Here is a 25,000-nt window from a genome sequence, read left to right on the forward strand (position 1 = left end):
CGTGGGAGCCCGGCACGGTGGCGGGGGAAGCACGTGGCAGGACGTCTGGCGCACCTCGTCTGCCTCACCCTCGGAATCACGACGCTGGGGTTCACCCCGGCCGCCGCCGACACCGGCATGGACGACGGCCGGATCGACCTCCCTCTCGTCGTGGCTGACGTGGTCCCGGACCCGGTCAACGGCACGGTGTGGACCCGGGGCTACGAGGGCGTGCAGGTTGCCGACACCGTGACCGGAACCGTCACCCAGGTGCCGGTCGGGGGCTACCCCCGCGACCTGGCGATCGATCCGACCGGAGAGCACGCCTACGCCGTGTGGGACAACGCCGTGAGCATCATCGACACGACCACCCTCACCACGCGGACGCTGGACCTCGGAACGAACAGCTGCCCGACCGATGTCGCGGCTGCCGACGGGCTGATCCATCTCTACGACGGCTGCCACACGAGCTCGCCCTACCGTGCTCTCGATGCCGTCGACGGGAGCCCCCGGGACCCGCTGGCCGAGGGCCGGCCGATCGGGGTGCCGGGCCGGCACCGGGTCCTGTACTGGTCCGGCGACCACCTGGCTGTCGTGGACACCACGACCATGGGTGTGATCGCAGAGCGCGACGTGCCCTACCTCGAGTACCGCCAGCCGCTGGTCTCCTCCGACGGCACCAAGGTGCTGCTCGACGGCACGGACGACATCGTCCGGGTGCGCGATCTGGACACCCTGCGGGCCTTCGCGTCCTCCGGTGAGGCCGAGCCGAACCGCGACGTGACGCCGAACCTGGACGTCCGGGGTGAGTCGCTGCTCGTGGCCGACTACGGTCTCGACGTCGTCGACCTCGCGTCGAGCGCGCCGGTGCACACGCTCCGCCCATGGGACTCCGACTCCTGGTTCGTCGTGGGCGTGACCGCCACACCGGGGAGCACGATCGTCGCGGCGACCTCGATGACCCGCACAGCCCTGTTCCTCGAGGACGATCCGGGCGTGCCGTCGGCGGAGCTCGTCCTCGAGCGGCCCTTTCCCGACGACGGATTCAGCGCGACGCCCGTGACGGGCACCCTCATGGCGGACGGTGCCCCGTTGGCGGGCGAGCCCGTGTCGCTGACCGGACGTGGTGTCGTCCCGGTCGAGACCGTCACCGACGACCAGGGACGCTTTTCCACCAGCGTGTACTTCCCGGAGCCGACCACGCTCGTGGCCCGTTGGCCCGGGAACGCACAGACACCTCCGGCTGTGAGCCAGTCGACGGTCCAGCCGCCGCCGGCCGACACGCTGCTCACTCTCGGGGTTCCACGACAGGTCGACCCGTCGGACCCGCTGCCCGTGTCGGTCCACCTCAGGACCGGGCGCGGGGCGGACGTGCCCGGCTACGACGTGACGCTCCACCGTCGCTGCCACGACGACTACGCCTGGACGCCGCTGACCACGGTCACGACCGGGCCGGACGGGCGCGTGACCTTCGACGACGAGCCCCCGGCGTGCCTCGAGGTCGAGTACCTCGCCCTGCACGAACGCACCGGGATGACGCTGCCGTCGTCGACCGAGGAGTCGACGACGGTGACCTGGGGCTCGTCCTCGCTCGAGGTCACGGTTCCCACGGACGTCGTCGTGGGCGACACGGCCACCACCCGCGCCCGGCTCCTCGTGCGAGGCCTCCCTGCCGCTGGCCGCACGCTCACCCTCACGAGCACCGAGGGAGGCTCGTGGGAGCGGGTGACCGACGCCGAGGGGCGGGCGTCGGTCGACGTTCCGGTCCCGTTCACCACCAACCTGACCTGGCGGTTCGCGGGCGAGGCCTCGGTCCTCCCCGCCACCTCCGACCACCTCGTCCACGCCCGGAAGCTGGACACCGTGCTCAGCGTGTCTGCCACCCCCACCTCGATCCGCGTGACGGAGCCGATCTCCATGACGGGCCAGGTGCTCGACGAGAACGGCGACGCCGTGGTCGGTGCCGAGATCAGGCTGGGGCGCGCCACCGGGACCGTGATCGGCGTGACCGACCAGACGGGGTCCGTCCGCACCGAGGTCGCACCTGCGCGGTGGGATCCGGACCACCTCGTCCAGCTCACCTTCCCGGGCGACGACCGGCACGAAACCAGCGCCGGCTCGCAGGTGGTCGACGTCCGACCCCTGACCTCCTCGCTCACCGTGGTGGCCGACCGCGACGAGGTGTCGGCGGACCACCCCGTACGTCTCAGCGGCACCGTCAGCGCGGAGCTGGCCGACGACGTCGACGACCGTCAGCTCCGGGTCTGGCGCACCGAGCCGGACGGCAACGTCACCGGGCTGCCGTGGGTGGACGTCGAGCCCGACGGCTCGTTCGGCTTCACCGATCGCCCACCGCAGGCGGGCCGGGTCACCTACACCGTGACCCGGCTTGCCGACGCCCGCTACGCGATGACCGAGGCGCAGACGTCGGTGGACGTCGTGGAGCAGCTGCCGGTCGCGCTGACCCTCTCCACCGACCAGCAGAAGTACGTCGCCGGCGACCTGGCCACGGTCACCGTGCGCACCGACCGTGACACCGACGGGACCCTCACCCTCGTGGCGGACCCCGCGGAAGGCCCCGAGACCGTGCTCCACGAGGGACCGATCACCGGTGCAGGCGTCTCGGTCGATGTCGAGCTCCTCACGACCAGCACCCTGAGTGCCACCTTGTCCGAGACGCTGGACCGCACCGGTGCCACCGCCAGGGTCGAGCGACAAGTCCGACTGCGTATGTCCAGCAGGCTGAAGGGCAGCTGGGCGAGACGCGACGGGGCGTGGCTGGTCTCGCCGCGGACGCGGCCACGCGTCGTCACCGACATCGTCCCACCACGGGAGGGCGTCTGCGTCGTCCACGAGCAGCAGCAGCGACGCCGCAACGGCTCGTGGACCTCGCCCAGGATCATCGGCTGCCGCGACACCGACAGCGACGGCACCGCCACCTACCGATCGGGACGGAGACCGGTCGGCACGACCTGGCGGGTGCGTGCGGTGACCCGCAACGACGGCATCAACGCCCTCACCCGCGGCGCGTTCCTGACGTTCAAGATCAGGAGGCCGCGTTGAGCACGACGATGCGCATGTTCCTGGCAGCGACCGTGGCCACGACCGCGACGCTGGCCGGTGCTCCCGGGGCCGGCGCCGCGACGAGCGACCCCGTCGCCACCACGATCGAGGTTCCGCTGCCCCGCGCGAACGACACCGTCGTCGACCCGGTCCGCCACCTCGCCTACGTGTCGAGCCATGCGGAGGGGCGGATTGCGGCCGTCGACCTCACGTCGGGCGAGTCCACCCTCCTCCCCAGGCTCCCCGGGGCGTCAGAGCTCTCGCTCGACGCCTCCGGTGACCACCTCTGGGTGTCGCTGAGGACCGAGGGGGAGCTGGCGAGGGTGTCCACCTCTGCGCCCTACGACGTCACCTACTTCCCGCTCGGCGGCGACCTGACGTGCCCCGGGGAGCTGCTCGCCGTCGCGGGCAAGGTCTACGTGCTCACCGACTCCTGCGACGGCCAGTTCGACCAGCTCTGGGTCCTCGACCCGTCGACCGGGAACGTCGAGCCCTCGCGGGCGATGTCCGCCTCGGGGGTCTACTCCGCACGGCTCCAGCAGGTCCCCGGAACGACCCGGTTCTTCTGGCAGGAGCGATACCTCTCGTCGAACGACGCAGGCATCATCGATGCCGCCACGGACGAGCTCCTGGCCAAGGTCGACGGTGTCTTCGTCATCGGGAGCACACCGGACGGCAGCGGCCTGCTCGAGGCCTCGGGGGATGTGCTGTCCACCGAGACGTTGGCGTCCATAGGAACCTGGGTCCCTCCCACCGTCGACGGTGCTCGGCTCGCGGACTCTGCGGTGGGCGGCACCGGCCTCCTCGCCGTCCCGGCCACCGCCGGCCTGGTGGTCTACGACCTCGCCGCGGCGCAGGTGGTGCGCACGTGGCGCACCGACGACGACCCACCGGGTGTCCGCCAGGCGCTGTGGGAGGGCGGCGCCGCCCTGGCCGTGGCCGGCAGCGAGCCCGTGACCCTGATGAGGGTGGCGGACCCGCTGGCCCCGGCCACGTCCCGGCTCGACGTGGAGGACCCGGACCCGGACGAGGCTGTCAGCCCGGGCGGCACGTGGACCGTGCAGGGCCGACTCACCGACGGTGCCGGGACCGGCATCGCCGACGCCCCGGTCGAGGTGCGCGCGCCGAGCGGGCTCCTGACGACCGCGACCACGACCGGCGACGGCTCGTGGTCCGTCGACATCGTCGTCGACGACTACCAGGTGGAGGTCGTGTTCCCAGGCAGTGCGTTCCACGAGGCGGCCGCCGCGTCCGTACGCACCCCTCTCAGCCGGCAGAGCAACATCTCGGTGGAAGCACCCGCTGAGGCTGCGCCGGTCGACACGCTCCGCTACGAGGGCACGGTGCTCCACACCGACGGTCGACCCGTGCCGGACCAGGCCGTGACCGTCGAGTGGGACTGCGGGAACCGCTCCTTCTCCGGCATCGTCTCCACCGACGACGACGGCATCTTCCGCTACGACACACCGGTCCCGCGGTGTCTCGAGGTCACGGTGAGGTTCGGCGTGCGCTACGGCTTCGACCCGATGCAGCACACCACCGCGACGACCACGCTGAGCTGGCGAACCGCCGTCATGACCACGACGGGGCCGGACCGCTTGCTCTCCGGCGAGACCGGGACGTGGACCGCCACGTTGCTGATCGACGGCCAGTCCGCGGCCGGCAGAGTGCTCGACTACACCGCCTGGGAGGGCGGGGACGCCGAGCGCGGCACGCTGACCACCGACCACTCCGGCACCGCCACGTTGACCACGGGCGCCTTCGGCGCGGGGACCAGCGCCATCCACTTCCGCTTCCCGGGTGACGCGACCACGCTCGGCGCCACGGCCGAGGCGCCGACCGTGGTCACCCCCTGGCTCAGTGTGCTCACGGCAGAGGTCGCGACCTCCAGGCCCGTGGCAGGTCGGTCCCTGACCCTGGCGGGCACTCTCGCGCTCGGCGACGGCAGCACGCCCGAGGGACGCGTCATCACGCTCTCGCGCAGCGGAGAGCAGCTCGACTCGACCACGGTGCGTGCCGACGGCACGTTCGAGCTGACGACCGTTCCTGCTTTCGCCACCTCGCCCGGCACGATGAACTACGACGTGCGCTTCACCGGGGACTGGCGGCACAGCCGTGACGAGGTGGCCGTCCGCGTGGTGGTCGAGCAGCAGCCCACCACGCTCACCAGTCGGGTCGCCACGTCGCCGACCGGTGACGAGCGCGCTCGCGTCGTCGCGGTCGCCGACCCCGGCTACGCCGGCATGTGCCTGAACCACCGGCTGGACCGACGTACGAGTGACGGCTGGCGCACCGTGCGCACCACCGGGTGCCGGGTCACGGACGACCGCGGGCGCTCGTCGTTCCGCACCCCCGTCCTGCGGTCCGGTGCGACCTACCGGGTACGGGCGCGTTTCGACGGCGACGACCGGACGGCGGCCGACCGTGGCACCTGGAAGCGCTTCACGGCGCGCTGAGGAGCCTGAGTATCCTCGGGAGCGATGAGCGAGGACTACTGCGACTTCTGCGACCTGCCCCTCTCGCAGTGCGTGCACGGCCGACCCGCACCCACCCCCGCGTCGGCGGCGGCGAAGCCCGCGACGACGCCGCGGCCGCGGAAGCAGGCAGCGCCGCGGGTGAAGGCGACCAAGCCGGTCGTGCGCCGGTGGACGCCGCCCGAGGTACTGGCACCGCTGGTGCTCCAGGTCCTCGAGGACGCCGGCGGCTCCCTGCCGGCCGACCAGGCGCTGGGGCGCATCGAGGAGCGTCTGGAGGGCCAGTTCGCCTCGGGCGACCACGAGCTCACGCCGTCCGGCGAGCCCCGGTGGCAGTACGCCGCCCGGCGGGCCCGCGCCGCCCTCGTGAAGGACGGCCAGCTGACCAAGGACGAGCCGGGCGTCTGGCGCCTGGCCTGACCCCTCACCGCGCGCGGGAGACCCGCCCCTCGTCCCACACCGGGCCGTCGGACTCGTAGACCGAGCCGTCGGCGCCGTAGACCAAGAAACGGTCGAAGCCACGCGCGAACCAGCGGTCGTGGGTGACTGCGAGGACCGTGCCCTCGAAGGCCTCGAGGCCCTCCTCCAGTGCCTCGGCCGACTGCACGTCGAGGTTGTCGGTGGGCTCGTCGAGCAGCAGCAGCGTCGCGCCCGAGAGCTCCAGCAGCAGGATCTGGAACCGCGCCTGCTGGCCTCCGCTGAGCGACTCGAACTTCTGCTCGCCGGCGTGCGCCAGCTCGTAGCGGTCCAGCACCCTCGCCGCCTGCTCGCGCCCCATCCCGGACCGGTGGTCGTCGCCGCGGTGGAGGATCTCCAGCAGCGTGCGGCCGACGAGCTCGGGGTGCTCGTGGGTCTGCACGAACCAGCCCGGCCGCACCCGGGCGCCGAGCTTGGCGCGACCGGTGTGGTCGACGGGCTTCACCGGGACGTCGCCGATCGGCTGGTGCTCGACGTCCGGGTCGCTGCCGCCCGCGGCCAGCAGCCGTAGGAAGTGGGACTTGCCCGACCCGTTGCTGCCCAGCACGGCCACGCGCTCGCCGTACCAGACCTCGAGGTCGAAGGGCTTCATCAGCCCGGAGAGCTCCAGGTCCTCGCAGACCACGGCGCGCTTGCCTGTCCGGCCGCCCTTGAGCCGCATCTTCACCTGCTGCTCCCGCGGCTGCTCGATGGGCGGGCCGGCCTCCTCGAACTTCCTCAGGCGGGTCTGGGCGGCCTTGTACTGCGAGGCCATGCCGTCGTTGTACTCCGCCTTGATCTTCATCCGGAGCACCAGCGCCTTGAGCTTGGCGTGCTCCTCGTCCCAACGGCGGCGCATCTCCTCGAGCCGGGCGAACCGGTCCTTGCGCGCCTCGTGATAGCTGGAGAAACCGCCGGGATGGGTCCACACCAGGTTGCCGGCGGCACCGAGCTCGACGGTGACGACGCGGGTGGCGGTGTTGTCGAGCAGCTCGCGGTCGTGGCTGATGAAGAGGATCGTCTTCTCCGACGCGGCGATCCGCTGCTCCAGCCAGATCTTGCCGGGGACGTCGAGGAAGTTGTCGGGCTCGTCGAGGAGCAGCACCTCGTCGGGGCCGCGGAGCAGGTATTCCAGCACCAGCCGCTTCTGCTCCCCGCCCGAGAGCGTCCGCAGCTCGCGGTACTTGGCACGGTCGTAGGAGACGCCGAGCCCGGCGGTCGTGCAGACGTCCCAGGTGACCTCGAGGTCGTAGCCCCCGGCATCGGCGTACTCGGCCAGCGCGCCGGCGTAGTCGAGCTGGGTCTTCTCGTCGTCGGTCTCCATGAGCGCCAGCTCGAGGCGGTCCACCTCGGCGTGCGCCGTCCGCACGCGGGCCGGCGCGACCGACAGCAGCAGGTCGGCAACCGTCGGGCGCTCCCCCAGCCCGTGGCCGACCATCTGGCGCATGACCCCGAGACCGCCGGTGCGGGTCACGACACCCGCGTGGGGCACCAGGTCGCCGGTGATGATGCGCAGCAGCGTCGTCTTCCCCGCGCCGTTGGCACCGACCAGCGCGACCTTCGCGCCGTCGCCGACACGGAAGGACACGTCGTCGAGCAGCACCCGCCCGTCGGGGAGCTCGTAGCGCACTCCTGCGACGTCCACATGGCCCATGTGTCAGATTGTCAGGGAGCCACCGCGCTGCGCGCATCCCGATATCGACGCTGAGGAGCAAGGAGAGCCGATGAGGCTGGAGCTGTCCGAGGACGACCAGGCGTTCCGCGAGGAGATGCGGACCTTCTTCACCTCCGAGGTGCCGGAGGAGATCAGGCAGAGGGTCATCGAGGGCGAGGAGCTGTCGAAGGACGACATCGTGACCGCCATGCGCGTGCTCAACGACGCCGATCTCGCCGTGCCCCACTGGCCCGAGGAGTGGGGCGGCCGCGGGTGGAGCGAGCTGCGCCGCCACATCTGGTACGACGAGATGCAGCGCGCCGGCGTCCCTCCCCCGCTCGCCTTCAACGCCTCGATGATCGGTCCGGTCATCGCCCACTTCGGCAACCAGGAGCAGAAGGAGCGGTTCCTGCCGCCGACGGCGAGCGCCGAGATCTGGTGGGCGCAGGGCTTCTCCGAGCCCGACGCCGGCTCCGACCTCGCGTCACTGAGGACGACGGCCGTCCGCGACGGCGACGACTGGGTCGTCAACGGCCAGAAGACGTGGACCACCCTCGGCCAGCACGCCGACTGGATCTTCACCCTGGTCCGCACCGACCCGGAGGCCAAGAAGCAGCGCGGGATCTCGATGCTGCTCATCGACATGAGCCTGCCCGGCGTCGAGGTCCGGCCGATCGAGCTGATCGACGGCGGCTTCGAGGTCAACGAGGTCTGGTTCTCCGACGTCCGCGTGCCCGGCGACCTGCTGGTCGGCGAGGAGAACCAGGGCTGGACGATGGCCAAGTTCCTGCTCGGCAACGAGCGGGTCGGCGTCGCACCGGTCACCGCGACCAAGCGGGCCCTCGCCCGGCTCAAGGAGCTCGCCGCCGACACGCTCGCCGACGACCCGCTGTCGCGGTCCCGCGTCGCCGAGCTGGAGAACGAGCTGCTGGCCCTGGAGCTGACTGCGCTCCGCGTCGCGGCGCACTCCGCGGACGGCGAGCCGCACCCGGCCTCGTCGGTGCTCAAGCTCAAGGGCTCCGAGCTCCAGCAGGCCGTCAGCGAGCTGGCCGTCGACCTCGCCGGCAGCGGGTCGCTGGCGAGCGGGGCGGGCGACGACTCCGGCGTACCGGCGTGGCAGCGGCGGACGACGCCGCGCTACCTCAACTACCGCAAGGCCTCCATCTACGGCGGCTCCAACGAGATCCAGCGACAGATCGTCGCCAGCCGGATCCTGGGACTCTGAGGACGACATGGACTTCTCCTACGACGACGAGCAGGTCGCCCTCCGTGACGCCGTGCGCGGCCTGGTCGGCAAGACCTATGCCGACCACGACCACCGGCGGTCCGTGACCGCCGAGGACCCCGGCCACGACGAGCAGCTGTGGGCGCGGATGGCTGAGATGGGGCTGCTCGGGCTGCCCTTCGCCGAGGCCGATGGCGGCGTCGGTGCCGGACCGGTCGAGATCGGCATCGTGTGCCAGGAGCTCGGCCGGGTGGCGGCGCCGGAGCCCTACCTGGCGGCCGTGGTGCTGGCCGGCGGACTGGTCGCGGCGTGCGGCACCGACCAGCAGCGGGCGGACGTCATCGGCCCGCTCGCCGAGGGTGAGGGCCGTCCGGCCCTCGCCCACGACGAGCCCGCTTCACCCGTCACGGCCTCGCAGGACGGGGATGCCTGGACGCTGAGCGGCACCAAGGAGCCGGTCCTCCACGGCGGCTCCGCCTCGGTGCTCGTCGTGACCGCGGCGCTGCCGGAGGGCGGCACCGGCGCCTTCCTCGTCGACCCCGCCGACGCCACCGTCACGGCCTACCCCGTCTACGACGGCAGCCGCGCCGCTCGGGTCGATCTCGACGCGACTCCCGCGACCCCGCTGGGCGAGGCCGGGCGCGACCTGTCGTCGAGCATCGCCACGGTCCTCGACCTCGGCCGGGTGATGGCCGCCAACCAGGCGCTCGGGGCGATGCGGACGGCACTGTCGGCGACGACCGACTACCTCAAGAGCCGCAAGCAGTTCGGGGTCACCCTCAACACCTTCCAGGACCTGACGTTCCGCGCGGCCGACATGTACGTCTCGCTCGAGCTGACGCAGAGCATGGTCGACTGGGCGACCATGGTCGTCGCGACCGGTGACGCCGAGGCCCTGGCCGACGCCGCCACCCGGGTCGGCCTCCAGGCCAGCCGTGGCGGCCGACACGTCGGTCAGGAGGCGATCCAGCTCCACGGCGGCATCGCGATGACGGCTGAGTACTCCGTCGGCAGCCTGGTCGCCCAGCTCACGCTGCTCGACCACCTGCTCGGCGACGGGGGCGTCCACCTGCGCCGCCTCGCCGACCGCATCGACGACCACGGCCTGGTCGAGCCGCTGGGCTGAATTTCGTGGCTAACGTCGGATCCGATGCGCTTCCCACGGGTTACAACGCGTGTGGAGCGCATCGGATCCGACGTTAGCCAGTCAGGCCAGCCGCTTCGCCATCATCCCGACCGTGTGGTCGGTGATGAAGCGCTCACCGACCTGCTCGAACCCGCGTCCCGCGTGGAACGCGAGCGACGGCTCGTTCGGCGGATCGATGTTGACCTCGAGGGTCAGCACCGGCACCGCTCGCGCGGCGCGGGCCTCGATCTCGTCGTAGACCCGACGCCCGAGGCCGGCCCGGCGTACGTCCTCGTGGACGATGATCCGGTCGAGGTAGCAGTAGTCGTCGTAGTGGCCGGCGAACCAGTCGAAGTTCTCGCTCGCGAAGCCCGAGCCGCTCATCGCCGTGATCACGAAGCCCGCGAACCGGCCGCCGTGGACGATGACCTCGACCGTTCCGGTCTCGGCCATCTCCCGCACCCGCTCGTGGGGCATCGGGGCCGTGAGGTGGACGAAGCGATCGTTGAGGGCGACGACATCGTCCACGTCGCCCGGCCCCAGCGGCCGGAGGACGGAGTCGCTCACTCCTCGGTCGCCTTCGCCCAGAGGTTGATGCCCGACTCGACGGCGTAGTTGTCGATGTCGGCGAGCTCCTCCTCGGTCAGGGGTGCGCCCCCGACGGCGTCGAGGTTGGTGTCGAGCTGCTCGACGCTGGAGGCACCGATGACGGCGCTCGTGACGCGCGGGTCGCGCAGCGCCCACTGGAGCGCGAGCTGGGCCAGCTTCTGGCCGCGCCGCTGTGCGATCTCGTTGAGCGCACGCACCCGGCGCAGCACGTCGTCGTCGAGGCCGGCGACCGAGGAGTTCTCTCGCGCGGCCCGGGAGTCGGACGGCACGCCGTTGAGGTAGCGATCGGTGAGCAGGCCCTGCGCGAGGGCGGTGAAGACGATGCAGCCCATGCCCTGCTTCTCGAGCTCGTCCAACAGGCTCTGCTGGCCCTGGGGGGCCTCGATCCAGCGGTTGAGCATCGAGTAGGACGGCTGGTGGATGAGCAGCGGCGTACCGAGCTCGCGGGCGATCGTCGCCGCCTCGGCGGTCTTCTCCGCCGAGTAGGACGAGATGCCGACGTAGAGCGCCCGACCCGACCGGACCGCGGCGTCGAGGGCCATCATCGTCTCCTCGACCGGCGTCTCCGGGTCGAAGCGGTGGCTGTAGAAGATGTCGACGTAGTCGAGCCCCATCCGGGCCAGCGACTGGTCGAGCGAGGAGAGGACGTACTTCCGCGAGCCACCGCCCTGGCCGTAGGGCCCGGGCCACATGTCGTAGCCGGCCTTCGTCGAGATCACCAGCTCGTCGCGGTAGGGGGCGAAGTCGTCCTTGAGGTAGCGACCGAAGTTCTCCTCGGCGCGGCCGTAGGGCGGGCCGTAGTTGTTGGCCAGGTCGAAGTGGGTGACGCCGCGGTCGAAGGCGCGGCGCAGGATCGCCCGCTGCGTCTCCTCGGACCGGTCGGTGCCGAAGTTCTGCCACAGCCCGAGCGAGAGCACCGGGAGCTTCAGTCCACTGCGACCGGTGAACCGGTAGTCCATCTGGTCGTCATAACGGTTCTCGGCTGCTTCGTAGGTCATGGCTTCCAGCCTGCCAGCACCAGGGCTAGCGTGGCGACATGGGCTTCGCCGTGAGCGCAGAGGCGTACGACCGCTTCATGGGCCGGTTCTCGACCCCGCTGGCCGACGCCTTCGCCGACTGGGCCGGGATCGGGCCCGGGATGCGGGTGCTCGACGTCGGGAGCGGCCCCGGGGCGCTCGCGGCCGTCCTGGTCGACCGCGTCGGCTCGGGCACGGTCGCGGCCGCCGACCCGATGCCGGACTTCGTCGACGCCCTGCGCCGGCGGCTGCCGACGGTCAGCGCCGAGGTGGCGCCCGCGGAGGACCTGCCCTTCGACGACGACACCTTCGACTCCGCCCTGGCCAACCTGGTCGTCTCGTTCATGGCCGACCCGCGTGTCGGGGTGGCCGAGATGATCCGGGTGACCCGACCGGGCGGCACGGTCGCCGCCACCGTGTGGCAGCACGCGGACGGCGTCGGGCCGCTGACACCGTTCTGGCGCGGCGTGCGGGACGTGGTCCCCGAGGCCACCGGCGAGAACACCATGATCGGCACCGCCCGCGGGCAGCTCGTGACGCTGTTCGACGAGTGCGGCCTCTCCGACGTCCGCGAGGGCGCCCTGGAGGTGTCGCTGGAGTTCGGCGACTTCGAGTCGTGGTGGGAGCCGTTCACCCACGGCGTCGGTCCCGCCGGCGAGTTCTACGCCGCGCAGCCGGAGGAGCGTCGCGAGCGGATCCGTGCCGCGTGCGCCGGGCGGCTCGGCCACGCCCCGTTCACCGTGGTCGGCCAGGCGTGGTGCGCCCGCGGCACCGTCTGACTCAGCGTCCGGCCCCGGCGATCAGCCCGCCGAGTGCGGCCAGCGCGTCGGAGTCGACGCGGTAGTAGACCCAGACCCCGCGCTTCTCGCGGGTCAGCAACCCGGCGCCGTGCAGCACCTTGAGGTGGTGGCTGATCGTGGGCTGGCTGAGGTCGAAGGCGTCGTTCAGGTCGCACACGCAGGCCTCGCCCCCCTCGTGGGAGGCGACGAGCGAGAGCAGCCGCAGCCGGGCGGGGTCGCCGAGCGCCTTGAGCATCGGGGCGAGGACCGCCGCCGACTCCTCGGTGAGCGGCGTCGTCGCCATCGGCGGGCAGCAGGCGACGGCGTCGACGGGCGTCAGCGACAGGATCTCGGGCACGGAAAGATATTGACAGATGTCGATGTGTGGGGCAAGGTCACACATCGACAACCATCAATGTCTAGTGAAGGAGACCACCGTGTCCCGACTCCAGCTCGCCCTCAACGTCGACGACCTCGACGCCTCGATCGCGTTCTACTCCGCCCTCCTCGGGGCCGAGCCCGCCAAGAAGCGCGCGGGCTACGCCAACTTCGCGGTCGCCGAGCCGCCGCTGAAGCTCGTGCTCATCGAGAACCCCGGCCACGGTGGCTCGCTCAACCACCTCGGCATCGAGGTGGCCGACACCGCCACGGTCGACGCCGAGCAGCGCCGGCTCACCGAGGCCGGCCTCGCGTCGTACGACGAGCGCGACACGACCTGCTGCTACGCCCGCCAGGACAAGTTCTGGGTCGAGGGCACGCCGCACGGCGAGCAGTGGGAGGTCTACACCGTGCTCGAGGACGCCGACCAGATGGCGTGCGAGACCCACGGCGAGGCCAGCTGCTGCGCCTGACCTGCGGCGCCGCTCAGGCCCGGCGCGTCTCCAGCACCCGGAAACCCTTGGCGCTCGCGAGACGCGTCGTCGGCCAATCCTGGTCGTTCAGCCAGCGCTGGAGCGAGTCGGCACCGAGGTTCTTGCCGACCACCATCACCATCCGGCCGCCGGGCCGCAGCCGCGGCAGCCACGCGAGCAGCAGCTCGTGGAGGGCGTCCTTGCCGATCCGGATCGGCGGGTTCGACCAGATCTCGTCGAAGGTCGCGTCGGAGGGGACCTGGTCGGGTCGGACGGCGACGAAGCGACCGGCAACGCCCAGCGCGCGGGCGTTGTCGTTGGCCAGCAGGAGGGCCCGCTCGTTGACGTCGACGGCGGTGACGTTGGCCAGCGGGACGGCCCGGGCCATCGCCAGCCCGATCACGCCGTAGCCGCAGCCGAGGTCGAGGAACTGGCCCTGGGCCGGCGGCTCGGTCTCACGGAAGAGGATGGCGGTCGCATGGTCGAGGTGGCCCTTGCTGAAGACACCGGACCCCGACTCGAGGGTGAGCTCGTGGCCCCACACCTCGCAGGTGAACGACTCCCGCTTGAACGGCGCCTCCGGGTCGGCACTGAAGTAGTGGTCCTGCTCCGGATCCTGGCTCACGACAGGGACTCCCTCTTCGCTCGGGCGCGCTCGGCCTGCGCCAGCAGGCCCGAGACGTCGCCGGGATAGCCGACCTCCTCGAGCACCAGCCCGTGGGCCGGCACCACGGCGACGGCGGGGTCACGCTGCGCCGCGCCGAGCACGGCGGCCGCCCAGTCCGGCGTACGCCGCCCGTCGCCGACGGCGAGCAGGCAGCCGACCAGGGAGCGGACCATGTGGTGGCAGAAGGCGTCGGCCCTCACGGTCGCCACCGCGAGGCCGTCCTCGGCCCGCGACCACGACAGGTCGAGCAGGGTCCGCACGGTCGTCGCGCCCGCGCGCTGCTTGCAGAACGACGCGAAGTCCTGGAGGCCGAGCAGGGGCTGGCAGGCCGCGTTCATCGCGTCGAGGTCGAGCGGGCGCGGCCAGGCGAGCACGTGTCCGCGGATCAGCGGGTCGACCAGCCCGGGGCGGTCGGCCACACGGTAGGCATAGCGCCGCCACGTCGCCGAGAACCGCGCGTCGAAGCCGTCCGGAGCCTCCTCCACGGCCCGCACCCGGACGTCGGCTGGCAGGACACCGTTGAGCCGTCGCAGCAGGCGGTCGTCGTGGGACGCACCGTCCGGGAGGTCGAGGTGGACGACCTGGCCGCGGGCGTGGACACCGGTGTCGGTGCGGCCGGCGCACACGACGCGCGCCTCGGGGACGCGCAGGACGGTGGCGAGCGCCGCCTCGAGGGTGCCCTGGACGGTGCGCAGCGCCGGCTGGGTCGCCCAGCCCCGGAAGTCGGTCCCGTCGTAGGACAGGTCGATCCGCAGCCGCACGGTCGCCCATCCTACGGTCGCCCTCTCCTCAACCAGACGGTTGACAAGGGTCGAGGGCGGTCGCTACCGTCATTGTCAACCGATCAGTTGAGGAAGAGTGACATGTCCGACCAGCGGACCGACCAGCTCTCGCGGGTGTTCGCCGCACTCAGCGACCCCACGCGGCGCGACATGGTCGCCCGGCTCACCGAGGGCGACGCCACCGTCGGCGACCTCGCGGCGCCGTACGACGTCAGCCTCCAGGCGGTCTCCAAGCACCTCAAGGTGCTCGAGGACGCCGGCCTCGTCACCCGCACCCGGGAGGCCCAGCGCCGCCCGGTCCACCTGGAAGCCGAGGTGTTCGACCTGATGACGAAGTGGATCGAGCGCTACCAGCGCCAGGCGGAGGAGCGCTTCTCCCGCCTCGACGCCCTGCTCGACGAGATGAACGACCGCACCGACCAGACGCAGGACAACACCCAGGGAGGAACCGCATCATGAGCACCACCGCCACCCAGCACATCACCCGGGCCACCATCGAGGCGGTCCCCGACCTCCCGATCGTGCGCATCACGCGCGACTTCCGCGGCACCGTCGACCAGCTGATGCGTGCCCACACCGACCGCGACCTCTTCCAGCGGTGGGTCGGCCCCGACACCACCACGACCCGGATCGACGAGTGGGACTGCCGCACCCTCGGCTCCTACCGCTACGTCGCCGAGCACGGCGGCCACGAGTTCGCCTTCCGCGGCACCTTCCCCGAGGTCGGGGAGGACCGGATCGTCCAGACCTTCTGCTTCGAGGAGATGCCAGAGGCGATCGCGCTGGAGACGATGACCTTCGAGGACCTCGGCGACGGCTGGACCCGGCTCCACGCCCAGTCGCTCTGCGACTCGATCGAGGGTCGCGACGCGATGCTCGCCAGCGGCATGGAGGTCGGCGTCCACGACGGCTACGCGAAGCTGGACCGGATGCTCGCCGAGGGGTGACGCGTTTCGCGGGGCGGGGCATGCTGGTCGCGTGCCCCAGCCCGCCATCGTGCTCATCTCCCAGGACCACCTCGACGTCCTGGAGCAGCAGTTCTCCCGCTACGCCCGGGAGTACGACGTCCGCTGCTGCCGCTCGGCCCTCGAGGCCTACCACTGCATGGTCGAGCTCCGCGAGGCCGGTAGCCAGGTGGCGTTGTTCGTCGTCGAGTCCGTCCTCCCCGACGCCACCGTCTTCGAGGCGGTCCACAAGATGCGCAAGCTGGTGCCGACCGCCCGCCGCGTGGTCGTCGCCCACTGGGAGCGGTTCCGCACCGACGCCGAGGGCCTGCGACCCGGCATGGCGCTCGGCAAGTACGACGCCTACCTGCTGATGCCGCGCGGCGTCCGCGACGAGGAGTTCCACACGGCGATCGTCGAGCTGCTCAGCGACTGGGGCGCGACCGTGGCCGCGCCCGAGGTCGAGTCGGTCAGGGTGGTCTCCCCCACCAACGACGTGCTGACCCTCGCGGTCCGTGACTACCTCGACCGGATCGGCATGCCCCACCGGGTCCACGAGCCCGACAGCGAGGTCGGACGCGAGGTGCTGGCTCGCTTCGACGGGGAGCCGACCGGCTGGCCGGTGCTCGACCCGTTCAACAAGCCGCCCGCCCAGGTCACCTCGGTGCGCGACGTCGCGATGCAGTTCTACGGCCGCCCCGACGACATCGAGGTCGACCAGGTGGTCGACCTGGTCGTGGTGGGCGCCGGGCCGGCCGGCCTCGCCGCCAGCGTCTACGGCGCCTCGGAGGGGTTGTCGACGGTCACGGTCGAGACCGAGGCGATCGGCGGCCAGGCCGGAACGAGCTCGATGATCCGGAACTACCTCGGGTTCCCCCGCGGCATCTCCGGGATGCGGCTGGCGCAGCGCGCCCGCAACCAGGCGATCCGCTTCGGCACCCGCTTCTTCACCGGCTGGCCCGTCGTGCGGCTCGAGCCCGGGGTCGACGGCGCCCCCCACGTGGTCTGCACCGAGGGCGGCGACGTCCGCGCCCGCGCCGTCGTCATCGCCAGCGGTGTCACCTACCGCCGGCTCGGCGTGCCGTCGCTGGAGGAGTTCTCCGGTCGCGGGGTCTTCTACGGCGCCGCGATGACGGCGTCGCGCGGCATGGAGGACGCCGACGTGGTCGTGGTGGGCGGCGGCAACAGCGCCGGCCAGGCCGCTGTCCACCTCGCCCGGTTCGCCCGGAGCGTCACGATCGTCGTCCGCCGTCCGGACCTGGCCGCGACGATGTCGCACTACCTGATCTCGGAGATCGACTACAACCCGCGCATCGAGGTCCTCGGCAGCAGCCGCGTCGTCGACGGCGGTGGCGACGACCAGCTGGCGTGGGTCGAGCTCGAGCAGGTCGAGAGCGGGGAACGACACCGCCGCGAGGTCCGCGGCCTGTTCCTGCTCCTCGGCGCCGAGCCGCACTGCGAGTGGCTCCCCGACGAGGTCGCACGCGACGCCCGGGGCTACGTCCTCACCGGTCGCGACGTCCCGCAGGACGCCTGGTACGACGGCGTGCCCCCGCCCGAGCTCGCCACGACGGTCCCCGGCATCTTCGCCGCCGGCGACATCCGCTCCGGCTCGATGAAGCGGGTGGCCACCGCCAGCGGCGAGGGCGCCACCGTCGTCTCCCTCGTCCACTCCTGGCTGGAGCCCGGCCCCGCCCAAGTGTGAGTCGTGGGTGGGTGGCCGTCGAGTCGTGGGTTGGTGACCGCCGAGTCGCGGATGTGTGACGCTCCAGTCGCGCCCGGGTGACCCGGACCGCGCACATCCGCGCGACTCACGGGTCACAGACCCGCGACTCGACGCCCCGGGACGTCAGCCCAGCTCGTGGTGGTAAGGCGGGTCGGCGCCGGGGCGGCCGACCGTGATGGCGGCGGCCCGGGCGGCGTGCGCCAGCACCTCGACCACGGCGGCGCGGTCGACGTCGACCAGGGCGTCGCGGCGCTGGGCGCCGAGCAGGTCGCGCGCCCAGAGCGCGTCGACCACACCGGCGCAGAAGGTGTCACCGGCCCCGATGGTGTCGGCGACCACGACCGGGACCGAGGCGACGTCGACCTCGAGGGTGCTGCTGAGCCAGGTCGCGCCGTGCTGGCCCCGGGTGACGACCACCGCCGCCGGACCGAGGGCCAGCAGCCGCTTCGCGCCGACGAGCGGGTCGGCGACGTCGTAGAGCGCCTCGAGGTCCTCGTCGCTGGCCTTGACGACGTCGCTGAGGGCCGCCACCGCCTCGACCCGGGCGACCAGCTCCGGCCCGGTCCCGGTGATGGCGGGCCGCGCGTTGACGTCATAGCTGACGGTGGCCGTCCCGCGGAGCTGTCCGAGCAGGGCCAGCACGTCGTCGCACCCGGGGGTCAGCACGGCCCCGAGCGAGCAGGTGTGGACCACCGGGGTGGGCGGCGAGGTGTCGACCTCGTTGATCCGCCAGGCCAGGTCGAACTCATAGCTGGCGGCCCCGTCGGACCCGATCGTCGCCAGCGCGGTCGAGGTGTGCCCGACCGCGTGGGGGTCGGCGGCGAGGGCGACGCCGTCGGCAGCGAGCCTGTCGGCCAGGGTCCGGCCGCGCTCGTCGTCACCCCAGCTGGTGGCCATCCGTACGTCGCGGCCGAGGCGCGCGAGGGCCACCGCGACGTTGGCGGCGCTCCCGCCGGGGAACTCGGTGGTGCTGCCGTCACCGCCGCGCACGATGTCGACGAGGGACTCTCCCACCACCAGCGCCGCTCCGGACATGGGCTATGCCTATCGCATCGGAGGCCGCCTGCCCACTACCGTGTCGAGGAATGGCGTGACCCGTCCCAGTCCCCACGGAGGTTCCCATGGACTTCACCACGGCCGTCCGCACGTGTCTCTCGAAGTACGCCGACTTCGCCGGCCGCGCGCGCCGCTCGGAGTACTGGTACTTCTTCCTCTTCAACGTGCTCGTCAGCATCGTCGCGAGCATCCTCGACAACCTCCTCGGCACCGACATGGGCACCGGCACCGGCGTCATCGGCGGCCTCGCGTCCCTGGCCCTGCTGCTGCCGAGCCTCGCGGTCGGCGTACGCCGCCTCCACGACATCTCGAGGAGCGGCTGGTGGATCCTGGTCGGCCTGATCCCGCTGGTCGGCTGGATCATCCTGATCATCTGGTTCGTCCAGGACAGCCACGGCGACAACGAGCACGGTCCCAGCCCGAAGGCCCAACCCGCCGCCGCCTGACCCGCGCGCGGTCCCTCTCGGACGACGAACGGCCCGTCACCCCTCGCGGGGTGACGGGCCGTTCGGCTGATCGGGTGCCTCAGGCGTCCTTGGACTCCTCGTCCGTGGACTCCTCGTCCGTGGACTCCTCGGTCGCGACCTCGTCGGTCGTCTCCTCGGTGGTGTCCTCGGCCGGGGTCTCCTCGGCGGGCGCCTCGTCCTCAACCGGGGCCGGGGCAGGTGCCTCGGTGGTCTCGGCCTTCTTCGAGGTGGCCGGCTTCGGCGTGTAGGGCTCGGTCACGAGCTCGATGACCGCCATCGGGGCGTTGTCGCCCTTGCGGGGGCCGATCTTCGTGATCCGGGTGTAGCCGCCGGGCCGCTCGGCGAACGTCGGCGCGATCTCGGTGAAGAGGGTGTGGACGACCGACTTGTCGCGCACGGTCTTGAGGACCTCGCGACGGTTGTGGAGGTCACCCTTCTTCGCCTTGGTGATCAGCTTCTCCGCGAGCGGGCGCAGCGTGCGCGCCCGGGTCTCGGTGGTCGTGATCCGGCCGTGCTCGAACAGCTGGGTGGCCAGGTTCGACAGGATCAGCCGCTGGTGCGCCGGGCTGCCGCCGAGGCGGGCGCCCTTCTTGGGGGTAGGCATTCTTCTTCTCGATTCTCCCCGGCCGTGCTAGGTACCGGAGTAGAGGGTGGTCGGTGATCGAGCCGGGCGAGCGTCAGCGAGCCCGAGTCGAGATTCAGTACTGCTCGTCCTCGACGAACGCGTCGTCGTCGTCCTCGGCGCCGTAGGCCGCGAGGGCCGCGTGCGGGTCGAAGCCGGGAGCGCTGTCCTTGAGGGACAGGCCCATCTCGACCAGCTTGGCCTTGACCTCGTCGATCGACTTCGCACCGAAGTTGCGGATGTCGAGCAGGTCCTGCTCCGAGCGGCTGATGAGCTCACCCACGGTGTGGATGCCCTCGCGCTTGAGGCAGTTGTAGGACCGCACGGTCAGGTTGAGCTCCTCGACCGGCAGGGCGAGGTCGGCGGCGAGCTGCTCGTCGACGGGCGACGGGCCGATGTCGATGCCCTCGGCCTCGACGTTGAGCTCACGGGCGAGGCCGAAGAGCTCGACCAGCGTCTTGCCGGCCGACGCGATGGCGTCGCGCGGGCGGATCGACGGCTTGGTCTCGACGTCGATGACGAGCTTGTCGAAGTCGGTGCGCTGCTCGACGCGGGTCGCCTCGACCTTGTAGGTCACCTTGAGCACGGGCGAGTAGATCGAGTCGACCGGCATCCGGCCGATCTCGTTGTCCGCGCCCTTGTTCTGCACGGCCGAGACGTAGCCGCGGCCACGCTCGACGACCAGCTCCATCTCCAGCTTGCCCTTCTCGGACAGGGTGGCGATCTTCAGGTCGGGGTTGTGGACCTCGACACCGGCCGGCGGGTTGATGTCGGCGGCGGTGACGTCACCGGCACCCGACTTGCGCAGGTACATGGTGACCGGCTCGTCGTGCTCGGAGGAGACGACGAGACCCTTCAGGTTGAGGATGACCTCGGTGACGTCCTCCTTGACGCCCTCGATGGTCGAGAACTCGTGGAGGACGCCGTCCACCTTGATGCTCGTGACCGAGGCACCGGGGATGGACGAGAGGAGCGTACGACGCAGGGAGTTGCCGAGGGTGTAGCCGAAGCCGGGCTCCAGAGGCTCGATGACGAACCGCGAGCGGAACTCGTCGACGGACTCCTCCGACAGGGTGGGGCGCTGTGCGATGAGCACTGATTCTTTCCTTTCCGGCCGCGACCGCTATATGAGGCGACCAGATCTGCGAGGTGGAGGGAGTGTCTTACTTCTTCGAGTAGAACTCGACGATGAGCTGCTCCTGGATGGGAAGGTCGATCTGGGCCCGGACGGGGACCTGGTGGACCAGGATCCGCATGCGGGACGGGATCGCCTCGAGCCACGCGGGGACGACGCGCTCGCCGTGGGTCTCGCGAGCCACGATGAACGGGGTCATCTCGAGCGACTTCTCGCGGACGTCGATGACGTCGTGGGCGGTCACCTGGAAGGACGGGATGTCGACCTTCTGGCCGTTGACCTTGAAGTGGCCGTGGGTGACCAGCTGACGGGCGTGGCGGCGGGTGCGGGCGAAGCCGGCACGGTAGACCACGTTGTCGAGGCGGCACTCCAGCAGCTGGAGGAGGTTGTCACCGGTCTTGCCCGACCGGCGGCTGGCCTCCTTGTAGTAGCGGAGGAACTGCTTCTCGAGGACGCCGTAGGTGAAGCGGGCCTTCTGCTTCTCCTGCAGCTGCGAGCGGTACTCGCTCTCCTTGATGCGCGCGCGGCCGTGCTGGCCGGGAGCGTAGGGACGCTTCTCGAAGGCGGCGTCGCCGCCGACCAGGTCGACACCGAGACGGCGCGACTTCTTGGTCATGGGGCCGGTGTAACGGGCCATGGTTCAGAACTCCTTGGGTCTCTGGTGTCGGGTCAGACGCGCCGGCGCTTGGGCGGGCGGCATCCGTTGTGGGGCGTGGGGGTGACGTCCTGGATGGTGCCGACCTCGAGGCCGATCGCACCCAGCGAACGGATCGCCGTCTCGCGGCCCGAGCCCGGGCCCTTGACGAAGACGTCGATCTTCTTCATCCCGTGCTCCATCGCCCGGCGACCAGCGGCCTCGGCGGCCATCTGCGCGGCGAACGGGGTGGACTTGCGCGAGCCCTTGAAGCCGACGGTGCCGGCGGAGGCCCACGAGATCACCGCACCGGTCGGGTCGGTGATCGTGACGATGGTGTTGTTGAACGTGCTCTTGATGTGGGCTTCGCCCTGAGCGACGTTCTTCTTCTCCTTGCGACGCACCTTGGTGGCGCGGCTCTTGGGAGGCATGCGTTATCTCCTGGAAGTAGCTGGAAGCGTGAAGTATCGAGTGGAAGGACTCAGTGACCGGAGGTCACTTGGCCTTCTTCTTGCCGGCAACGGTGCGCTTCGGGCCCTTGCGGGTCCGGGCGTTGGTCTTGGTGCGCTGACCGCGGACCGGGAGGCCCTGGCGGTGGCGGCGACCCTGGTAGCTGCCGATCTCGATCTTGCGGCGGATGTCGGCCTGCACCTCGCGGCGCAGGTCACCCTCGATCTTGAGCTCGCGGCCCTCGATCTCGTCGCGGAGCTTGACCAGCTCCTCGTCGCCCAGCTGGTGGACGCGGAGGTCCGGGGAGACCCCGGTGGCGGCGAGGACCTGCTGAGCGCTGGTCCGGCCGATCCCGTAGATGTAGGTGAGTGCGACCTCGATGCGCTTGTCGCGCGGAAGGTCGACTCCCATGAGGCGTGCCATGGTTGGCCCTTTCGGTTCACGGTGGTGTGGTCGTGATGCGTTCCCTGCGCTGGGGCGGGGCTCCGGCCATCCGTTCCGGAGGTGGTCGGCCCGATCGATGTCTGTCTCAGGCCTGAGCGATCACGTGGTGGTGGTGTTCAGTTGTGCCCCGGGTCGGGGCGGGTGCTCAACCCTGGCGCTGCTTGTGGCGCGGGTTGTCGCAGATGACCATGACGCGGCCGTGGCGACGGATCACCTGGCACTTGTCACAGATCTTCTTGACGCTGGGAGCGACCTTCATCAGTCGGACCCTTTCTGGTCGTAGCGGCGAGTTACTTGTAGCGGTAGACGATGCGACCCCGCGTGAGGTCGTAGGGCGAGAGCTCCACCACGACCCGGTCCTCGGGAAGGATCCGGATGTAGTGCTGGCGCATCTTGCCGCTGATGTGAGCGAGCACCTTGTGCCCGTTGCTCAGCTCCACGCGGAACATGGCGTTGGGGAGGGCCTCCACGACGGTGCCCTCGATCTCGATGACGCCTTCCTTCTTCGGCATGTCCTCCACAATCTGTCGGTGCGTGCTGGAATCGTTTGTCTACCGTCGACCCGCGAACCTCCCACCCGGTCCGTGACCGTGCGGGTGGACCTCGTGAAGCGGTCGTGCGAGCCCCAATCCCCGCGCGCAACCAGAGCTCTGCGTGAAGAGATCCGGTCGTGGACGGGCAGCCGCGAGGCAGCACACAACACAACCCACGTTGGGCCGACACGCCAGTGTAGGGCGAAGCCGGGGCCAAACCCTAATCGCGTGACCGGCGGTAGGCCTCAGCCGGCCAGGAGCCGCAGCGTCTCCTCGCGCCCGGGGGTGCTGCCCGGGTCGCTGCCCTCGTGGGCGCCGGCGACAGGATGGACCATGACCTCGTCGACGTCGAACTCGGCGGCGAGGGCCGCCACGCGCTCCCGGGCCGCGGCCGGCTCGTCGATGATCCACCGCGACCGCATGGCGTCCACGACGTCCTGGTGGGGTCCCGGCAGGTCGACCTTCGAGGCGGCCTCGACGCTGCGCAGCGCCGCCAGGGGCTGCCCGGTGCGCAGCGCCAGCATCGACAGCAGCTGCGGCCGCGCGAGCGCCTCCGCCTCGGCGGCGGTCTCGGCGACGGAGGCGTTGACCGTCAGCAGCGTCCGCGGGGCGGCGAGGTGCTCGGAGGGCCGGAAGCTGGAGCGGTAGAGATCGAGGGCCTCGGCGGTGCCGGAGCCGGAGAAGTGGTGGGCGAAGACGTAGGGCAGTCCCTTCTCCCCCGCGAGTCGCGCGGAGAAGTCCGACGACCCGAGCAGCCAGACGCCGGCGACCCCCTGCGCCCGCGGCGTGGCCCGCAGCTCGTGGGTGCGACCGCCGACCGAGAGGGCGGCCCCCTCGGGCGACATCATCGCCAGCACGTGGTCGACGTAGTCCGGGAAGCGGTTGACGGCCTCGTCGGTGACTCCCCCGGCGCCGTGGCGCAGCGCCCAGCTCGTGACCGGGTCGGTGCCCGGTGCCCGGCCGATGCCGAGGTCGATGCGTCCGGGGTGGGCAGCCTCGAGCAGGCCGAACTGCTCGGCCACCACGAGCGGGGCGTGGTTGGGCAGCATGACGCCGCCTGACCCGACCCTGATCCGTTCGGTCGCGGCCGCCACCATCGCGATCAGCACCGGCGGGTTGGTGGCCGCGACCGCCGGCATGTTGTGGTGCTCGGCCAGCCAGTAGCGGCGGTAGCCGAGCCCGTCGGCGGCCCGGGCGAGGGCCCGGGTCGCGGCGAGGGCGTCGGAGGTCGTCTGGTCCTCGCGGACCGGGACCAGGTCGAGGACGGAGAGCGCGGGGTACGGCGTGGAGGACATCACCGTCCCAACGCCGTCACCCGCGTCGCTGTTCCCGTCAGGCGTTGGCCTCGGCAGCCTCGTCCTTCTTGCTCTTGCGCAGGCTGGTGACCGTCGTGATCGCGAGGGTCACGATGATGACGCCCAGGCTCATCAGGGTCGGCACCTCGAAGCCGATCAGGTGCGCCTCGTGAGCGGCGTGGATGATCAGCTTCACGCCGATCCAGGCGAGGATGAACGCCAGGCCGAGCGAGAGGTAGACGAGCTTCTTCAGCAGGCCGCCGAGCAGGAAGTAGAGCTGGCGGAGGCCCATCAGGGCGAACACGTTGGCCGTGAAGACCAGGTAGGGCTCCTGGGTGATGCCGAAGATCGCCGGGATCGAGTCGAGCGCGAACATGATGTCGGTGAAGCCGAGCGCGATGATCACGATCAGCATCGGCGAGACGACGCGGGTGCCGTTCTCCTTCCACCACAGCTTGAGGCCCCTGAAGTCCTCGGCGACGTTGAGGTGGCTCTGGGCGAACTGGATGACCTTGTTGTCCTCGGGGTGCTCGTCCTCGTGGCTGCGATAGCTGCGCACCAGCTGGATCGCGGTGTAGATGAGGAAGGCGCCGAAGATGTAGAAGACCCAGGAGAACCGGTCGATGAGCTGGTAGCCGACGGCGATGAAGATGCCGCGGAAGATCAGCGCCAGGATGATGCCCACCATGAGGGCTTCCTGCTGGTACTTCTTGGGCACGTTGAGCGCGGCCATCAGCACGATGAAGACGAACAGGTTGTCGACCGACAGGCTGTACTCGACCAACCAGCCGGTGTAGAACTCGATGCCGAAGTCATGGCCGTGGAAGACCCACACCCACGCGCCGAACGCGAGGGCAGCACCGACGTAGACGGAGAGCGCTGTCGCGCACTCCTTCATCGACGGCTCGTGCGGGTGGCGGGCGATGACGATGACGTCGAAGAGGAGCACGCCGACCGTGACGGCGATGGTGATGCTCCACTCGAGGGTGCTGACGTCCACTGGACCTCCGATG

At 70.9% G+C, this 25,000-nt stretch carries 27 protein-coding genes; 11 read left to right on the plus strand and 16 right to left on the minus strand.

The genetic code is table 11. From position 1 onward, the window contains the following. Positions 1-33: 33 nt before the first annotated feature. Genes ABD091_RS05325 through ABD091_RS05335 form a run of 3 tightly spaced genes read left to right on the plus strand, consistent with a single transcriptional unit; the run spans position 34 to position 5,936 of the window. A complete protein-coding gene (locus ABD091_RS05325; protein ID WP_343916141.1) occupies positions 34-3,042 on the plus strand; it encodes a hypothetical protein in 3,009 nt (1,002 codons plus the stop codon). Then, positions 3,039-5,498 carry a hypothetical protein gene (locus ABD091_RS05330; RefSeq protein WP_343916142.1) on the plus strand — a complete coding sequence of 820 codons (2,460 nt, stop codon included), beginning with the start codon at positions 3,039-3,041 and terminating at the stop codon, positions 5,496-5,498. Before ABD091_RS05325 ends, ABD091_RS05330 begins: the two co-directional genes overlap by 4 nt. 24 nt (positions 5,499-5,522) lie before the next feature. Continuing rightward, on the plus strand, positions 5,523-5,936 hold the full coding sequence (locus ABD091_RS05335) for a hypothetical protein (protein ID WP_343916144.1): 414 nt from the start codon (positions 5,523-5,525) through the stop codon (positions 5,934-5,936). Between the two features lie 4 nt (positions 5,937-5,940). Here ABD091_RS05335 and ABD091_RS05340 read toward each other — a convergent pair whose 3' ends face one another. Continuing rightward, the gene (locus ABD091_RS05340; protein WP_343916146.1) at positions 5,941-7,626 is read right to left on the minus strand and encodes an ABC-F family ATP-binding cassette domain-containing protein; all 1,686 of its coding nucleotides are present in this window, start codon (positions 7,624-7,626) and stop codon (positions 5,941-5,943) included. Between the two features lie 70 nt (positions 7,627-7,696). On the opposite strand from ABD091_RS05340, the gene ABD091_RS05345 reads away from it, so the two are divergent. Together ABD091_RS05345 and ABD091_RS05350 are read left to right on the plus strand one after the other, a co-directional pair. Then, positions 7,697-8,851 carry an acyl-CoA dehydrogenase family protein gene (locus tag ABD091_RS05345; RefSeq protein WP_343916148.1) on the plus strand — a complete coding sequence of 385 codons (1,155 nt, stop codon included), beginning with the start codon at positions 7,697-7,699 and terminating at the stop codon, positions 8,849-8,851. Positions 8,852-8,858: 7 nt separating this feature from the next. Then, positions 8,859-9,977, plus strand: coding sequence for an acyl-CoA dehydrogenase family protein (locus tag ABD091_RS05350; RefSeq protein ID WP_343916150.1), 1,119 nt, complete (start codon positions 8,859-8,861; stop codon positions 9,975-9,977). A gap of 81 nt (positions 9,978-10,058) precedes the next feature. Here ABD091_RS05350 and ABD091_RS05355 read toward each other — a convergent pair whose 3' ends face one another. Both ABD091_RS05355 and mgrA read right to left on the minus strand, forming a co-directional pair. Then, positions 10,059-10,544, minus strand: a complete 486-nt coding sequence (locus ABD091_RS05355; protein WP_343916152.1) for a GNAT family N-acetyltransferase — start codon at positions 10,542-10,544, stop codon at positions 10,059-10,061. Continuing rightward, a complete protein-coding gene (gene mgrA, locus ABD091_RS05360; RefSeq protein ID WP_343916154.1) occupies positions 10,541-11,584 on the minus strand; it encodes an L-glyceraldehyde 3-phosphate reductase in 1,044 nt (347 codons plus the stop codon). Before mgrA ends, ABD091_RS05355 begins: the two co-directional genes overlap by 4 nt. A 38-nt stretch (positions 11,585-11,622) precedes the next feature. On the opposite strand from mgrA, the gene ABD091_RS05365 reads away from it, so the two are divergent. Further along, complete coding sequence (locus tag ABD091_RS05365; RefSeq protein WP_343916156.1) at positions 11,623-12,381, plus strand: class I SAM-dependent methyltransferase; 759 nt, start codon at positions 11,623-11,625, stop codon at positions 12,379-12,381. A gap of 1 nt (position 12,382) precedes the next feature. On the opposite strand, the gene ABD091_RS05370 is transcribed toward ABD091_RS05365, so the two are convergent. Continuing rightward, positions 12,383-12,739: an ArsR/SmtB family transcription factor gene (locus ABD091_RS05370; protein WP_343916158.1), complete on the minus strand. Its 357-nt coding sequence runs from the start codon at positions 12,737-12,739 to the stop codon at positions 12,383-12,385. A gap of 79 nt (positions 12,740-12,818) precedes the next feature. Here ABD091_RS05370 and ABD091_RS05375 point away from each other — a divergent pair, with 79 nt between their 5' ends. Further along, a complete protein-coding gene (locus ABD091_RS05375; RefSeq protein ID WP_343916160.1) occupies positions 12,819-13,232 on the plus strand; it encodes an ArsI/CadI family heavy metal resistance metalloenzyme in 414 nt (137 codons plus the stop codon). A 13-nt stretch (positions 13,233-13,245) separates the two neighbouring features. On the opposite strand, the gene ABD091_RS05380 is transcribed toward ABD091_RS05375, so the two are convergent. Together ABD091_RS05380 and truA are read right to left on the minus strand one after the other, a co-directional pair. Next, on the minus strand, positions 13,246-13,857 hold the full coding sequence (locus ABD091_RS05380; RefSeq protein ID WP_343916162.1) for a class I SAM-dependent methyltransferase: 612 nt from the start codon (positions 13,855-13,857) through the stop codon (positions 13,246-13,248). Beyond that, positions 13,854-14,660: a tRNA pseudouridine(38-40) synthase TruA gene (gene truA / locus ABD091_RS05385; RefSeq protein ID WP_343916164.1), complete on the minus strand. Its 807-nt coding sequence runs from the start codon at positions 14,658-14,660 to the stop codon at positions 13,854-13,856. Before truA ends, ABD091_RS05380 begins: the two co-directional genes overlap by 4 nt. A gap of 102 nt (positions 14,661-14,762) precedes the next feature. Here truA and ABD091_RS05390 point away from each other — a divergent pair, with 102 nt between their 5' ends. The 3 genes from ABD091_RS05390 to ABD091_RS05400 are packed head-to-tail and all read left to right on the plus strand — an operon-like array spanning position 14,763 to position 17,330. Beyond that, a complete protein-coding gene (locus ABD091_RS05390; protein ID WP_343916166.1) occupies positions 14,763-15,140 on the plus strand; it encodes an ArsR/SmtB family transcription factor in 378 nt (125 codons plus the stop codon). After that, positions 15,137-15,628, plus strand: coding sequence for an SRPBCC domain-containing protein (locus tag ABD091_RS05395; protein ID WP_343916168.1), 492 nt, complete (start codon positions 15,137-15,139; stop codon positions 15,626-15,628). Before ABD091_RS05390 ends, ABD091_RS05395 begins: the two co-directional genes overlap by 4 nt. Positions 15,629-15,659: 31 nt before the next feature. Continuing rightward, positions 15,660-17,330, plus strand: coding sequence for an NAD(P)/FAD-dependent oxidoreductase (locus ABD091_RS05400; RefSeq protein ID WP_343916170.1), 1,671 nt, complete (start codon positions 15,660-15,662; stop codon positions 17,328-17,330). Between the two features lie 144 nt (positions 17,331-17,474). Here ABD091_RS05400 and ABD091_RS05405 read toward each other — a convergent pair whose 3' ends face one another. After that, complete coding sequence (locus ABD091_RS05405) at positions 17,475-18,386, minus strand: PfkB family carbohydrate kinase (RefSeq protein WP_343916172.1); 912 nt, start codon at positions 18,384-18,386, stop codon at positions 17,475-17,477. 86 nt (positions 18,387-18,472) lie between these two features. Here ABD091_RS05405 and ABD091_RS05410 point away from each other — a divergent pair, with 86 nt between their 5' ends. Next, entirely contained in the window at positions 18,473-18,853 is a 381-nt protein-coding gene (locus ABD091_RS05410; RefSeq protein WP_343916174.1) for a DUF805 domain-containing protein, read from the plus strand. Positions 18,854-18,932: 79 nt separating this feature from the next. On the opposite strand, the gene rplQ is transcribed toward ABD091_RS05410, so the two are convergent. The 9 genes from rplQ to ABD091_RS05455 all read right to left on the minus strand — a co-directional run bounded on the left by rplQ (position 18,933) and on the right by ABD091_RS05455 (position 24,987). Beyond that, positions 18,933-19,478: a 50S ribosomal protein L17 gene (rplQ, locus tag ABD091_RS05415; RefSeq protein WP_343916176.1), complete on the minus strand. Its 546-nt coding sequence runs from the start codon at positions 19,476-19,478 to the stop codon at positions 18,933-18,935. 94 nt (positions 19,479-19,572) lie between these two features. Beyond that, complete coding sequence (locus ABD091_RS05420) at positions 19,573-20,592, minus strand: DNA-directed RNA polymerase subunit alpha (RefSeq protein ID WP_343916178.1); 1,020 nt, start codon at positions 20,590-20,592, stop codon at positions 19,573-19,575. Between the two features lie 67 nt (positions 20,593-20,659). Then, on the minus strand, positions 20,660-21,268 hold the full coding sequence (gene rpsD, locus ABD091_RS05425; protein WP_343916180.1) for a 30S ribosomal protein S4: 609 nt from the start codon (positions 21,266-21,268) through the stop codon (positions 20,660-20,662). A 32-nt stretch (positions 21,269-21,300) separates the two neighbouring features. Then, positions 21,301-21,696, minus strand: a complete 396-nt coding sequence (rpsK, locus tag ABD091_RS05430) for a 30S ribosomal protein S11 (protein WP_056887144.1) — start codon at positions 21,694-21,696, stop codon at positions 21,301-21,303. A 64-nt stretch (positions 21,697-21,760) separates the two neighbouring features. Then, on the minus strand, positions 21,761-22,138 hold the full coding sequence (gene rpsM, locus ABD091_RS05435; protein WP_343916184.1) for a 30S ribosomal protein S13: 378 nt from the start codon (positions 22,136-22,138) through the stop codon (positions 21,761-21,763). A 166-nt stretch (positions 22,139-22,304) separates the two neighbouring features. Further along, positions 22,305-22,418 (minus strand): 50S ribosomal protein L36, encoded by a 114-nt coding sequence (rpmJ, locus tag ABD091_RS05440; protein WP_343916186.1) that lies wholly within the window; start codon positions 22,416-22,418, stop codon positions 22,305-22,307. A gap of 31 nt (positions 22,419-22,449) precedes the next feature. Further along, positions 22,450-22,671 carry a translation initiation factor IF-1 gene (gene infA, locus ABD091_RS05445; protein WP_011757309.1) on the minus strand — a complete coding sequence of 74 codons (222 nt, stop codon included), beginning with the start codon at positions 22,669-22,671 and terminating at the stop codon, positions 22,450-22,452. Positions 22,672-22,937: 266 nt separating this feature from the next. Beyond that, positions 22,938-23,987 (minus strand): LLM class flavin-dependent oxidoreductase, encoded by a 1,050-nt coding sequence (locus tag ABD091_RS05450; RefSeq protein WP_343916188.1) that lies wholly within the window; start codon positions 23,985-23,987, stop codon positions 22,938-22,940. A gap of 37 nt (positions 23,988-24,024) precedes the next feature. Further along, positions 24,025-24,987: a TerC family protein gene (locus ABD091_RS05455; RefSeq protein ID WP_343916190.1), complete on the minus strand. Its 963-nt coding sequence runs from the start codon at positions 24,985-24,987 to the stop codon at positions 24,025-24,027. Between the last annotated feature and the right edge of the window lie 13 nt (positions 24,988-25,000).

Source organism: Nocardioides aestuarii (assembly GCF_039527245.1).
In the GTDB taxonomy this organism is placed as follows: domain Bacteria; phylum Actinomycetota; class Actinomycetes; order Propionibacteriales; family Nocardioidaceae; genus Nocardioides; species Nocardioides aestuarii.

Bases quoted from the DNA above. Each gene is read 5' to 3' on its own strand.
- ABD091_RS05395 (WP_343916168.1), top strand. From the start codon at position 15,137: ATGAGCACCACCGCCACCCAGCACATCACCCGGGCCACCATCGAGGCG.
- infA (WP_011757309.1), bottom strand. From the start codon at position 22,671: ATGCCGAAGAAGGAAGGCGTCATCGAGATCGAGGGCACCGTCGTGGAG.
- ABD091_RS05390 (WP_343916166.1), top strand. From the start codon at position 14,763: ATGTCCGACCAGCGGACCGACCAGCTCTCGCGGGTGTTCGCCGCACTC.
- rpmJ (WP_343916186.1), bottom strand. From the start codon at position 22,418: ATGAAGGTCGCTCCCAGCGTCAAGAAGATCTGTGACAAGTGCCAGGTG.
- rpsM (WP_343916184.1), bottom strand. From the start codon at position 22,138: ATGGCACGCCTCATGGGAGTCGACCTTCCGCGCGACAAGCGCATCGAG.
- ABD091_RS05405 (WP_343916172.1), bottom strand. From the start codon at position 18,386: ATGTCCGGAGCGGCGCTGGTGGTGGGAGAGTCCCTCGTCGACATCGTG.
- ABD091_RS05350 (WP_343916150.1), top strand. From the start codon at position 8,859: ATGGACTTCTCCTACGACGACGAGCAGGTCGCCCTCCGTGACGCCGTG.
- ABD091_RS05335 (WP_343916144.1), top strand. From the start codon at position 5,523: ATGAGCGAGGACTACTGCGACTTCTGCGACCTGCCCCTCTCGCAGTGC.
- mgrA (WP_343916154.1), bottom strand. From the start codon at position 11,584: ATGACCTACGAAGCAGCCGAGAACCGTTATGACGACCAGATGGACTAC.
- ABD091_RS05410 (WP_343916174.1), top strand. From the start codon at position 18,473: ATGGACTTCACCACGGCCGTCCGCACGTGTCTCTCGAAGTACGCCGAC.
- ABD091_RS05345 (WP_343916148.1), top strand. From the start codon at position 7,697: ATGAGGCTGGAGCTGTCCGAGGACGACCAGGCGTTCCGCGAGGAGATG.
- ABD091_RS05365 (WP_343916156.1), top strand. From the start codon at position 11,623: ATGGGCTTCGCCGTGAGCGCAGAGGCGTACGACCGCTTCATGGGCCGG.
- ABD091_RS05340 (WP_343916146.1), bottom strand. From the start codon at position 7,626: ATGGGCCATGTGGACGTCGCAGGAGTGCGCTACGAGCTCCCCGACGGG.
- rpsD (WP_343916180.1), bottom strand. From the start codon at position 21,268: ATGGCCCGTTACACCGGCCCCATGACCAAGAAGTCGCGCCGTCTCGGT.
- rplQ (WP_343916176.1), bottom strand. From the start codon at position 19,478: ATGCCTACCCCCAAGAAGGGCGCCCGCCTCGGCGGCAGCCCGGCGCAC.
- rpsK (WP_056887144.1), bottom strand. From the start codon at position 21,696: ATGCCTCCCAAGAGCCGCGCCACCAAGGTGCGTCGCAAGGAGAAGAAG.
- ABD091_RS05450 (WP_343916188.1), bottom strand. From the start codon at position 23,987: ATGTCCTCCACGCCGTACCCCGCGCTCTCCGTCCTCGACCTGGTCCCG.